At 39.6% G+C, this 14,053-nt stretch carries 4 protein-coding genes; 1 reads left to right on the top strand and 3 read right to left on the bottom strand.

The window, feature by feature from the left end; genetic code table 11:
- Positions 1–73 precede the first annotated feature (73 nt).
- On the bottom strand, positions 74–3,199 hold the full coding sequence (locus tag BLS14_RS28100; protein ID WP_090955003.1) for a type IV secretory system conjugative DNA transfer family protein: 3,126 nt from the start codon (positions 3,197–3,199) through the stop codon (positions 74–76).
- A gap of 257 nt (positions 3,200–3,456) precedes the next feature.
- On the opposite strand from BLS14_RS28100, the gene BLS14_RS28095 reads away from it, so the two are divergent.
- Positions 3,457–3,810, top strand: coding sequence for a hypothetical protein (locus tag BLS14_RS28095; protein ID WP_090955001.1), 354 nt, complete (start codon positions 3,457–3,459; stop codon positions 3,808–3,810).
- A gap of 127 nt (positions 3,811–3,937) precedes the next feature.
- On the opposite strand, the gene BLS14_RS28090 is transcribed toward BLS14_RS28095, so the two are convergent.
- A complete protein-coding gene (locus BLS14_RS28090; RefSeq protein ID WP_090954999.1) occupies positions 3,938–5,317 on the bottom strand; it encodes a helix-turn-helix transcriptional regulator in 1,380 nt (459 codons plus the stop codon).
- Positions 5,318–6,028: 711 nt separating this feature from the next.
- Positions 6,029–13,459 (bottom strand): fibronectin type III domain-containing protein, encoded by a 7,431-nt coding sequence (locus BLS14_RS28080; RefSeq protein WP_090954995.1) that lies wholly within the window; start codon positions 13,457–13,459, stop codon positions 6,029–6,031.
- Positions 13,460–14,053: the final 594 nt, after the last annotated feature.

Genomic DNA, 14,053 nt, shown 5'->3' with positions numbered 1-14,053 from the left:
TGCGAGGTGCTTCCCCGATCCGAACTATTCAATTACTTATTATAGTAATAATAATCTCCAATATTGTCAACTATCAATCGTCATCTATGACTGTGCTGTCCAATTTGGTTATTCGCGAATGTGCTATTTCCTTTTGCCTGGTTCTTGCACCCCTATCCGTAGCTACTAAGTCGCTAAGCTCCGGATCAATGAAGTTGCTAGGCGCTTGATCCGGTTGACCTTGCATAGTGGGTAACTGGTATTCACTGTAATCATTGGTTTGATCAGTTACGTCTAGTTCAGACACTTGTTGTTCTATTTCGATATCCTCAATCCCCCAGCCCTCATCTGAATCTGTTAATTCTGGTTCTCTAGGTGTATCCTCCGGATCCATATTCTTCTGACCTAATCTTACTAGTAATTCATTCAAAGAACTTTCAACACCCGCAGGTAGTGACAAACTCCTGTCTGTGAATGTTTGCTCCTCCTTTGAATTAGCTTCTTCAGAAACAATCTCCTTTACGATTGGAGACATTTTAATTTCGGGTAGAGTCTCTGAATAAAAGCGATACTCTTCCTCCTCTTCAGGTGATAAATTGATCGATGTCGGTGATGTAGCACTGAGGTTCGTTAGGTTGAACGTCTCTTCTTCATCCACGGGAATCAGTGTAGGTTTAGACTCTGTCTCTAGAGGACCATGTGAAGTCTGACCGCGATCTTTTAAGAAATCATCGATGGCTACCAGGTTAGCTACTGATGAATCTAGTATAGCTAAGGGCTGTTCCCCTTCAAGATAATCATGTGTCATCGTGGATGGTGAAGTCGGTAACAATTCCACCATATCTTGTTCTTTCTGTTGAGTAGGCTCTGAGATATCTGTAGACTCACGTTCACCTGTATCTTCTGTTGCTTTATCGCCGAACAATGGCTTTAATAAGTGGATATGAGCCAGTTTGTGAGCGGCAACAGCCAAAGGTTTATGGTCTTTTGTCTCGAATTCAATTTTACCTATATTCACGAACTTCGAAAGGTATTTGGTTTCGTTAATAAATTTACCATAAGCACGGGTAGGGGCTTTAACGCTGCCATCCGCATCCACGAAATCAACAATGAAGTGTTTGAATTCTTGCTCTTTTATATCCGTTGGAGTGAACCGCGCAGCAAGAGTTCTTTGCATGTTATATCGCATTCCCCAGGACTGGTTAGGCATACTGACTGGGGTCGTTGACTCATTCGACGATTCTTCGACCTGCACTTCTTCACCAAAGTTATTGGAGAAGCGCTCATTATCCTCATATTCCCCTCCCCCAAAAACAGTTTTATTCCGTGCGGAATTAAGTACAGTGTTGTCATACCCCTGCACAACAGCTTTCAGTTGACCTAGTGACTGGATTGCAATGAGCGTTCCGACTTTGAATGAACGACCAAGCGTTAGCAAACGAACAAACGCTTCGTTAATGTATAGTGGAAATTCATCGATATTGAGGAAGATAGGACAACGTTTGTAGCCATTCTCTTCTGGTGGACGTCGAAATACAGAGGATTGAAATTGACGAATAAAGAACTGTCCAAAAGAAAGACTTAGTTCTTCTAATTCACCCAATGCAGTATTAACGAGAAGCACGCCTCCGTCTTGAAGAAATTCATCTATATTTAAAGCCTCTTCCCCTTCATTGGCCACCATCAGTTGGGATAACATTTCATTCATTACGATATCATTTAGATATTTTTTACCTCCAGCCACATACTTGTCTTTCTTGTTCTCAATGATTTGCTGGCCTTCGTATTTGTGTCCTGATGGATAAGTCACCAAATGAACGTTTTGTTCTTTGTCCCTGAACGTTTTATAATCGAGGACCTCAGTCTCGAAATAGGATACGATTCTGTCGTAACGCTGGAGAACCGCTTTTTTGTTTGGATCCAGCTCAGGATCATCTTGTTCGCTATCAATGGCTTTACGAACTTCCTCGGTGATGTTAGCAAGATACCGCGGATCCGTGTACATCTGCTGCATTTGTACAATCGAAAACAAATCTCCATATCGGATTTTTCCTAACATCGTATACAAACTTGCAGTTTCACTTTGCTGGCCTTTGAAAAATTCATCTTGGTCCCCTGCCAGAGCATCTAATACGCCCCTAAACGTTTCAGCAGCTGACTCTAGGGGGCCAACAAAAGGGTTAAACTTTATAGATCTTACTAGATCCGTCGGATCGACAATTTTAATTTTATGATCAGGTATCCCTAGTTCTCTGCAAAGTTTTTGTACATCACGGATTAAGTCACCTTTCGGCTCAAGAACAACAACGCCTAATTTTCTACCTCTAGCGATCCGAATTAAGTCTTGAACGATACGTATTAGAATGGACGTGGAGGTTTTACCCGTACCTGTAGCACCAACAATTAATTCGTGTAAATATCGTGATCCTTCAGTCAAAACAATAGGTTTGTTAGTATCCTTTTCCCACCCGACAATGACGTCAGATGATTTACCCCGAAGCGTGAAGGACTGGCTTGCAATTAAAGAAAACTCCCACTTGTAAAACAGTAACTGGAGGTCTTCATTTCGATAGAATTCTTTTGCAACTAAGTACACTGCGAAGAGGGAGATGAAGACCGGAATACACATGAGAACAAACCCGAAACTCTCCATGGATGTAACGACCAAATAGTCTTTGTCCGACTGTACAGTCACAAAGAAGTCAAAGAGGTAATTTCGCACGTACCAAGAAAAAATGGCTGTGAATGAACATAGGAAAGGTATTCCGGACAGCATTGCTGCAGCTACTCTTCCTCGTTTAGAGGTCCAGCTAATCACAGTCTTATATCCTCGCATAATGGGCTGAGTTACCGTGGAATAAAGCCAAGTTACAATAGGGAGATTTAACACAATCAGTATCCACATTGTCTGATAATGATGGAGTGGTACATAAGTGAGATCAACTAACAAGACTAACAGCCTAGGAGGTTCCTCAAAAAAGACGTTTAAAAAACCCATAGTGCCCGAATCTACATTAAACCATTGTGCAAAGAAAATAAGGAACGATGAAAATCCAAGCCACAGATTGATGACTATCATCATTGTAACTACAATCGTATGGAAATAAATACGATACCACTCATCCATTCGCTCTCTATGATCGACCCACCACTTCTTAACGAATGATTTTAATTGAGGAGGCATATTTTCATTTTTATTGTTGTTGACAACCTTTTCCATAGGGCATCCTCCTTCTACCGTATTATTTTGTTGTGAAATTGAAACCTTGAAAACCTCTTATAGACAAAAAAAGAAGCACCAGCTACAGCGAAGGCTCGCTATAACTGGTGCTTCCAGTTTCCACATATTCAATTTCTATTTTCATTATATCCCCTTGTTATTTGATAGACAAGAGTGTGTAACACAATGTTTTGACAATTGAATAGACAATGGGTTAGTTTATACTTTAGGAACGTATTTAGAAAGGCGGTCCAGTGATGTCTGAAAGTAATATGGATAACAACAACACTAGGAAAATTGTAATATTGAACGAATTAACCGAAATTTTAAAAGTACGTGAGCCTATGGATTATAGTGAAATCAATCCTGCTCTAAATCCAAATGTAGGGGTTGAATACATAGCTAGCTTGGATGAGAAGAAAGAAGTTGAAGTCAAAGCACTCCAACAAGCTTGGGAACAACTTGAAGAACTACTATTTAATGATTTACAAATTACATTGCAGGAAAAGAATCAATTAGTTACGTATCTTGGACAAAAACTAAAAGAGGAAAAACAGAAACAAAAAAGTCGTGCTAGATCACGTACACAAGTTTGGCGACCTAATGAATGATAGTAGAAGCACCTTAGAGGTTATCCTTCAAGGTGCTTCTACTTATTTTGTGTATGGGTTTGGGTTCTTAAACACACCTATAAAACGAGATCATTGGTCATCAGTTCTACAAAACCAATGGATTTTCTCAATATCGCAGATTAGGAAGAATAGAAAAATCAGTCTGACTGAAATAAGCTTGTTCAAGAAGATTATCGTTAAAAATGCTTAGAGCCTCTTCATATATATCCCTACTGTCAGGACCGTTTAACTTCCCGAGTTGAAATAAAATATTGGCTTTTTGAGGTGAGCGATCCGACTCTTCAAAAAAGCTGAGTGCCTTTTCAAGAGCAACACGTTCTTCCATTGAATTATTGCTAACCTCTCTGATTAACAATGCTTCAAGTACAAATGCTCGGTATCCTTCAGCAAACGAATAATCCTTGATATAATCCTTACACACAGCTAGTATACTCTGTGCAATAAGATATTCTTTTTTTTCGATTTCGAACTCTATTAACATGAAAAGACATCGTACTTTTTGAGATACAATGTTTTCGGGAACTTTAACTGTAGTGAATTCTCTTAAATATTCAAACATGTCTTCAATAATAAGATGAGGTTTAACACGATACATTACAAAAATGAATTCAAGTGAATTAAACAGACTTGCTAAATCGCGTTGTCTCTGAAACCAATTCATTGAACGGAACAGTAAATTTCTTGCATTTTCATATTCTTCTTTCATCCAATACGTTATAGCTAATAAGTAGAGTGCATGATAATAAGCCTGTTCACTTTTTCCTTCAATAGTTTCGATACAGGTTTGTATGTGGTATTCAGCAAGATCCATATAACCGATGTGTATATAAATAAGAGTTAAGTTATAGTGCACGTTCGAAATATCTAAACTAAGAACCCTGTCTTCTTTTTCAATGAAGTTTAAAGCCTTTTTAAGTGTGGTAATCGCATCCTTTATATGTCGTTCCTGTAACTGAAGCGACGCAAGAGCATTATAGGTTCGTATCTTTGCTTCGACGGTTTCATTATCATAGACTTCAGCCTTAATAACCTCATTATAATATTCCAAGGCCATGTCATAATCGAACAATTCTCTATAATATTCTCCCCAAAGGAAGTTAATGTGTATGATCATATTTTTTAAAGATAGCTTTTCTATATTATCTTGAAGTTCATCTAGAGAATCTTTTAATCCGCTTAATAAGCCTGTGCTGAGACGGTGTTTCACTAAGCTTATTTTTTGTCTTATATTCTCTTGTTCCGTTATAAATTGATCAGATTCATCAATAATAAATAACTCAACCGGTTCATTTAATGCACTAGCAATATCAACTAATTCCTCAAAGGGAAATTTAGCTCTTTTACCTTTTTCGATGTTGCTCAGCTTACCTGTAGCATAACCTAGTTTATTGGCAAGATCGATAAGTGTATATTCCTTTTTTTTTCTAATTTCACGGATTTTTCTCCCTACCGATTCGGGATCAAGAGTTTTCTCTCGTTCCAGCATTATAATTCATCCTCCAACAACCAGATCACTATTTTTATCATTATAGCGCTTAGCTCTTTTTCTGTAACTGTCCTGTTCTAATGCTCGTATCTTTAGAAATTCTAAACTGGCTTCAAGGGGTCCTTTTAAATGAGTTAATGAAATTCTGCCGGAATCATCATTATTTTAGAGGAACGAGAATTTATGCCATTAGTAATTACTTTACCTCAAAATGATGGAATGTCCTAAGGTAGTAAAGCTATATGGTTAATTTCTTTCATAGTCTTTCATAACCCCTTATATCATCAGACGATATTATTCTTGAAATAGTCAGATATACAACTTGGAAGCATGTTGAGGGATCATAGGTTCATCATTTATTAACGTTTGAATTCTATTTTGGATATTTTGGATTTCTAAATACAGTTGGTCCTCATCTTCTCTTTGATTGCATGAGGTACGATCATCTGAATAGTATGAAGCAAAATAGTTCAATTCTGATTCTAGAAGACTAAGTACTAAACGGAGAAACTCAATTTCGCTAAGTTCTTCCGTATGGTTTACTGGGATCTTATGTAAGGTCAAAGAATTACCTCCTAACTCAATAGGTGGACCACCTTGTAATTGAAAAACAATTTTTTCAAGGTGATCCTTGTTCTTAACCTAATGAATTTTCATTTTACCACCTTCATACTTTTGGTGCATCAGGAAATGTTACCCTTCCTATTATCACTACTTGTTACTCTCCAAATCCTTATGGACCACTTCCATCAGTCTGAAAATTAACGCTGCTGCTTCTGAACGGGTGAGATCTTTCAACGGTCGAAATGAACCATCTTGATATCCGTTAACTAACCCTAACTCAGATAGGTAGCTTACCTTTTCAGCCGCCCAACCAGAAATTTTTGTCTCATCCACAAATTTCTGCTGTTCACTTGTTCCTGAAGCGTTCATTCCTTGTAACACATTTGCTAAAATCACTGATGCCTGCTCTCTTGTTATAAGCTCATGAGGAGCGAACACTTGCTTACCCATACCGGTTATAACCTTATTTTCAAACCCGGCTGCAATGTATTCTGCAAACCAATCTTCTGGGCTTACGTCTTTAAATGTTCCTTTGTATTCTACCGATTTAAGTCCCATTAAACGGACGATTAATGCAGTGAACTCTGCTCTTGTGATCGCACGTTGCGGTTCGAATTTGGTTTCGCTAATTCCTGAGATTACTCCTTGTTGAGCCAAGAACATGATCTGTTCCTTATTAAAAGTATTATCTATGTCTTCAAAAAGTACTTGTTTTACAGGCGGAGTTGGTACCACCTCAAGTTCAGCAGGTACATCTTTACTTGGATCTGTAGGTTTTGGAGCTGGTTCTGAGCTGAAGTTCCCTCCGGAAGGTGCAAGGAAGCCAAGCGTACGGGCTGTAACCTCTTTGACTTTACTGCGGTCAGAACTTTCGTTCTCCGTCCAAGCCTGCATCAGATACACAGTTCCCCCGTTAAGGTTTTTCAAGGTGAAATGTTGATCCTTTCCTCTATATACTTCTGTCCCATGAGATGCAAGTACGAAAATTTCATTGGAGGATGGGAGCGTCCAGTTAAACTCAACTTCAGAAGTGCTTTTACCTACTGTTTTCACCTCGAATTCGCCACTTGGTAGCGTCTCAAAGATCGGCACATCGATCCCCTTACCCTCACCTACTTCATTAAAGGGTACAATTCGGTATGTTCCATATTTCGTTGAGCTCGAAAGTCCTGTTAGTGCTAATGACGTTTTCTCCAAGGAAGTAAGGAATACATCACGATTAAATAGCTTGTATCCTGTTGCACCTAAGATAGGTTCCCAAGAAATATTTACTCCATCGACACCTCTACTATCAATAGCAGGAGAAATGGTCATATCAGCGGGGAGTGTAGTTGCGTCTAATGCAAAACCTTCCTCGCTTACACCCGTGTCATTCAGTGTTCTAATGAAGTAGTGATATGTCTTTCCTGGCTCAAGATTTTCATCTTCATAAACAGACTCCGTCACTGAAACTTGACCGATTTCCTCTCCGTCTCGTTGAACAATGTAAGCTGTAGCACCTTTTACCTTACTTGAAGCAAAATCCAGAGATACTCCATTCGAAGTAGATGTGTAACTCACAGTTGGAGGTGCTGAAGGTAGTGTAAGCAGAGAATGAATAAATTCTTCAGATCGATCTCCCTGGCTGTTCTCCGTTATAAATGTAATCGCTTCTTCCGTTCCAGGTCTTAATTCTGTTAAAGTGAAGTTACTTTCCTGTCCTCGGTAAACTTCCTCCCCTTGATACTCAATGACCATAATTTCATTTTTCAATGGAAGAGACCATGTAAGCTCAGCTTCCCTTGTTTTAGGTTTAGAAGTCACCAACAACCCTTTAATCACAGGGAGCGTTGTGAATTCTGTAACAGCGAATCCTATAGCGTCACCTGCATTGTTAAATGGAACTACACGAATATTGTTGTACGTTTGTGCACTAATTAAATTATCTACTGATGCACTAAGTTCGGTCGTTACTGTAATTAACTCAGAGTCAAAGTATACTTTGTAACCCTCTGCTCCCTTAATTTTATCCCACGAGATCAATACACTATTATCTGATACAGACTTTACCTCGGCCAGTTTTGAAGATGTAGCTGGGACAGTCCTCCCTTTTAGTGTAAACCCTGTTGCACTTTCACCCGATGTATTTGAAGTTTTAATAACGTAGGTGTACTCTTCTCCTGCTTCTAATCCATCTTCTTTAAATGAAGTTTCATTTGAGGAGGTTCGTCCAACTTCTTTACCTTCTCGTTCAATGATATACTCTTCAGCCCCTTGAACAGCACTCATGGATAAATCAATAGTTATTGACGTGTCTGTTATTCCACCAATTGTGGCTGTTGATGGTGCTGTCGGTTTAGTTAAGCTTGTAAATGTGATAGGTTCTGATTCAATTCCTTCTATATTAAAGGAGGTGATGGTAAACGAATAAATTGAACCAGCAATTAAGTTGGGAATGATGCTCTCCACATCCGAAGTTGAATACTTTTCTCCCGTTTCAATATTCAAAATTTGATAAGAAACAGCTCCCTTGACTGGAGACCAAGACACATTAACTTGGTTCGTTTCAGGATGTACTCCAATGGTGTTCTCATTTACGGCCTCTGTCTTTGTCGTAACTTGAACAGTCTTTGCTTCCCCGTCTCCGCTAATGTTTTCCCCGTGGATCGAATAAATGTATTTTGTACCGGGGCGCAGTCCTTCATCTGTGTACTTTTTTGCTGATGATGGAATGGTCGCAATAATTACTCCATTACGTTTAATCACATAATTGTCTGCTCCGATTACGTGTGTATCACTGAGATCTAGCGTTAGAGACTCCTTCTCAATATTGCCCGTACTTACGTTAACGGGTTTTCGTGGGAGCGTTTTGAATCCAAATTTAGAATTCTGGGAACTGACTCCAAACTCATTGACAGCATGAATAACATATTCATAATCCGTTCCATCCGAAAGTCCGGTTAATTCGAGAGCAGTATCTGTCCCTTGATACAATACGTTGCCATCATGTTCAACAATATATTCGATAGCACCAGCTACTGTTTCCCACTTTACCTCTGCTCTATATGTTGCCGGGGATGACTGAACATTTGTTACTAATGCAGGTTTAGTCATCCACACATAAGCTGTCTTCTGACTTTCACCTGTTTGATTTACAGCTTGAATAGTAAACGTATGCTTCGATCCTGGAATAAGATCGTTCACTTGGAACTCTGCTGAGGTCGGAGTTCCGACAATTTGCCCATCCATAGAGACAATGTAAGAATTTGCGGTTGCCACTGTCTCCCAACGAAGGCTTATATTCGTTTCTGTCGTCTCTGTCACCTCAACATGATTGGGCGAGTATGGGTTTGTTAAGAAATCACCTTCAACAGAATCACTGTAACCAGAGCTGTTACCCGCTTCCACAGTGTAACTATACACATTACTGCCTGAAAGCCCAGTGAGCTCTAGATGAGTCCCCGCAACTTCAAAAGAACGATCCCCAATTTTAAGTCGATATCTATCTGCTCCAGGTACTGGAAGCCATGAAACGGTAGCACTAGTTTCACTTATGGAGTCTGACTTTAATTCTTGTACTTGATCAGGTACAGTGATGGAGCTTGCCGAGATAGATGAACCTTTTCCACTTTCATTCACTGCGAAAACTTCAAAGGAATACGGCGTTCCTGAAGCGAGATCTTGGACAACAGCTGTGGTTTGTCCACCAGGTACGGTTAAGTATTCTCTGCCCTCATGAAGAATGACATAGTGATCCGCTCCTCGAACTGCTTGCCATGTTAAGTTCAACGTATGTTGGGTCGGGTTCACAATCTGCAATCCTTCTATTTTACCAGGCAGCGTAATCAGCCCGTTAAGTGTAGCTGTCTCTCCCGTTCCTGTTTCATTCGAAGCACTTAACTCATATTGATAAACCGTCCCTGATTCAAGATCAGAATCTGTAAAGGTAAGTTCAGTTCCTTCAAACAGTGATTCACCGTCTCTATTCAATGAATAGTAAGTAGCCGAAGTCACCGTGTCCCAGCCAAGAGTAATCTTAGTTTCCTCTATCTGCACACTCGCAAAATGACCAGGTGCCGATGGTAAAGATAAGAAACCAGCATTTCGACTAGAACCTTCTCCGGATTCATTTAGTGCACTTACACTTACGGAATAGACCGTTCCCGCTGAAAGTCCATTTATCAATTGTGCATTTGCATCATGTACAATCTGGTCAAAAATAATTTTATTGTTTCCATCTTTGGCCATAACTCTATAGGATGACGCGCTCCTGACGGGATCAAAGGTAACCCTTGCCTGACTATAATCTGTTCCAACCTTTTGAATGACAACATTTTCTGGAGCGGAAGGTAGTGTGAGCGCTGTAACCGTGCTTGAGAAATCACTATGTCCAACATGATTCAATGCACGAACTCTGTATTCATATCTGTCTCCACCTGATAGAGCTTCATCTAAAATCTCATTTGCTGGATAATCCAGATTCCAGGTTTGACCTGTTGTTGTATTTTCAATCTCAAATTTGTATCCATCTGAGAGTATATCTTTAGGTAGATCAAAGGTAACCTTTACTGTATCTTCAGAGACACCTGCTAATTTTAAATGTTCAGGTACGTTTGGAAGCCTTTGTAACCTGAGCGGTGAGGTCACCGTCTTGAATGAATTTCCTGCAATATCTTGCACTTTGGCATGTACGTACCAAGTTCCTTCAGACTGTATGGTAACCAGATGTTCATTTTCATTAGCTGAATCCCAATTTGCAGGTTCTTCAGAAGTGTTGGTAATTTTAAAGAAGCGTTTATTTGGATCAACACCGGAGTGCAAATCGGAATATTTGATTGAAACCTCAATGTCTTTATTTGTCCAATCTGTTGCATTAGGAGTAATTGAAATCAGCGGAGCAAGGTTATCAATATATACTTTTTTAACTACCTCTTCTCCTACATTACCAACTTCATCACGTGCTCTTACCGTTAAAGTAGTTATACCATTATCATGAATGGTTCCAGTAGAACCTTTCACAAACTCAGTGTCATTGACTCTATATTCGTAATGGATTGGATTGGCATCTGTACTTCCACTAATGGAGAACGTAACGGGATCCCGTGTCCAGGATGATTCACTCAACAAGACTTGAGGTGTAGTAGGAGCTGTTTTATCGATCTTTGCCGTGGCCGATGACACTGCTCCTACATTACCTACGTTGTCCACTGTTCTTGCAAATATTTCGGTTTCGCCTTCTGCAGTTAGAGTTTCTTCACCTAAATAATCAACCCAGGCTCCTGTGGTTCCAAACCGGTATTGCGTCTTAGCAACTCCGCTACCCTCATCTACCCCATCGGCAATATAGAAGGTCACGTTTTTATTGGTCCATTCCAAATCACTCAAAGCTAATTTCGGTGCCGTTGGGCCAGTTTTGTCGATTTTAGCTTCAACTACGGCTTCAACACTTACGTTTGAAGCATTATCAATAGTTCGCCCGTAAATTTCACTTATTCCTTCTGAAGTGATGGAGAATCCTTTTGTATAGTCTTTCCATTCACCACCGGGACCAATTTTATACTGAATCTTTTGAACACCACTAAGATTATCCGTACCAGGCGATAACGTTACATTTACATTCTTATTAGTCCAGCTTGACGGATCCAATGAAAAAATCGGTGCTTCTGGAGCCGTTTTATCTATCCGAGCAGTTGATGAGGAAACGGCGCTTATATTCCCAAAGTTGTCTACTGTTCTAGCATAGATATCCTGAAGACCTTCTTTAGAGACCTCGAATGGCTCTGTATAATCTACCCATTCACCGGTCGATCCCATTTTGTATTGACTTTTTTGAACACCACTTAAGTGATCTGCCCCATTTTTCACAGTCACTATAGCTGATGAGTTGGTCCAACTTGAAGGATCAACTGTTATTTCAGGTGTAGTCGGAGCTGTGGTATCCTTAATGACTTGACCAGCCGCAGTATATGTTGTTGCAATGCCTCCTCCATTTACGGCACTAACAAAGACGTTATATTTCCCATCTACAACTCCGTCTAAAGACAAATTCAGATTTGTAGCTGTCGTTGTCCCTGTTTTTACAATTTTGCTATCTGTATCGCGTAATTCATATTTATATGTAGTCCCTGTTGAGTTTCCATTCGCTGACCATTTTAAGTTTGGTGAGTTTCCTGTCTGCGTAACAGTTGCTTCACTTGGAGCATTGGCAAAGGTATAGTTACTAGTTTGAGCAGAATAATCCGTGTAAGAACCACTAGAATTTTTTGCTCTAACTTTAAAGGTATAATTGGTATTAGGTGATAATCCAGTAATCGTTGCCGAATTAGCAGAACCTGCATTAATTGTTTGGTTTGTCGTTACATTTAGTAACTCATAGGTTACAGCGGATTCATTTTCTTTTTTGTCCCAAGAAACTGTGAAACCATTGTTAGAAGTTGAACTGATTACAGGCTGACCCGGAACTACAAAACTTTTAATAGTAAAGTTCACCGTATTTGCAGTAGAAACGCCACCTTTATCATCCATAACCCACACCTGCAAGGAATGAGCACCATCCGATAAGGTTGAAGGCAAGGTATAGTTACTACTGAATTGTTGATTAGATCCGTTGGCCGTCAATGTAGAAAGTACATTTTCGGCTCCTCCATCAATAGACCATTTTACAGTCAGTAGATCACCGATGTCCGTATCTTTCGTGGTACCCGCAATCTGTAGTGTCTGACCTTTGTAGTAGGATTGATTAGCAGCTGGTGAACTTAAAGCAAATGAAGGTGGGGTATTCTGGGGGCCAATCCCCACAATGGTAGAAACTTTCCTTGATCCACCGCTCGAAACGGGCTGTTTATCCCACCAAAACTGTGCAGCTGTATCCCCTGCAGTAATCTGTTGTCCAACGTAGTACGATGAAGGTGGACTGCCGCCGGTCAAGCTAGCGTTTGCTGGGCTCTGATAGGCTCCCATGAAAATTCGATCTGCGTTTACAACATTGTATGTGTTTGCGTAAAAAGCAGTGATCTGCACCCCACCACTATAATTTCTCCATCCATTTTGAATAACTTCAAATGGTGAAGCATCATTACCGTTTACCATGGTATCCCAATAAAAGGTGCCACCTAGATTTTGATTACCACTGCCTCGGTTGACTGCCTCTAACTCAACCTTCATGTATCCCCCTTGTGAGGTTGCATTAACAATCGACACACGAAGGATAAATTCAACATTATCTTTCTGACGTGACATTTCAATGATATTGTCATTGATTCTGAAGTAATTTAAAGATAACGAGTTGAAATTGATTCTTTCCCCGTTATAATCCAGAAACGTTGATACGTTTCCAGCATTGCCACCAAAAAAAACGTTGGTATTCGGTAGTAAGATGATACGGTAATTACCCTGATCATTCATTTCTACTTTTACCACAGAAGATTGAATAGCTTTTAATGATGTCGTGTTGGAAACGACAGAAATAGTATCTACAGCTGCATAGGCTGCAGGCGTCAATACACCTGTTGCCACTAATGGGGGTGCAAGTAAAGCTAACGCTAAGACAACTTTTGTTGCTTTTTGTGCTGCTTCCCTAACTTTCTTTCTCTTCTTCAATAGATCTCCCTACCCTTCTAACTATAAAAACAAAAAAAGCACCTCAATATTGGTGGTTAACCAATATCGAGGTGCTTCCCCGTTTCTACTATTAAGTTATTTGTATTATAAGCCATGGTCATACTGCTGTAAATATATTGCCATCAATGCATGCTAATTTTTATGATAATGTGCAAACAAAAAAGACTTTAGCCCTGATTTAGATTTTGGAAGATATCGCATTAATAGCCCATCTCTAAGATAACTTCAATTAAAACGAATTATCCTTCTCATGCTAAATGATTTCTAAATGCAAACCACCCGATATTTTAGTCTCAAGGAATGAGATTGCTTCGTCCCAATTGGACAGAGTTTGTTCACTTAGAGAAGTCGATATAATGTTCAAGAACTGGTTCGGTACTAACTTTTAATGACAAACCAATCTCTCCCAAAATGGTATGATGCACAACTCTGCATGACTGATCAATTTCAACAGAAGTTAGCTTTTAACCAGAGATAATCTTTAACTAGGCCAATTCAAATAATCCCCTATTTATCTTGGAACCATGGTCCTTATATGGCATTTACGATACTAAAGACCAAAAATAACACCAC

It is taken from the genome of Paenibacillus sp. OK060 (assembly GCF_900101205.1).
GTDB lineage: Bacteria > Bacillota > Bacilli > Paenibacillales > Paenibacillaceae > Paenibacillus > Paenibacillus marchantiae.
This window is presented reverse-complemented; position numbering and strand designations above follow the sequence as displayed.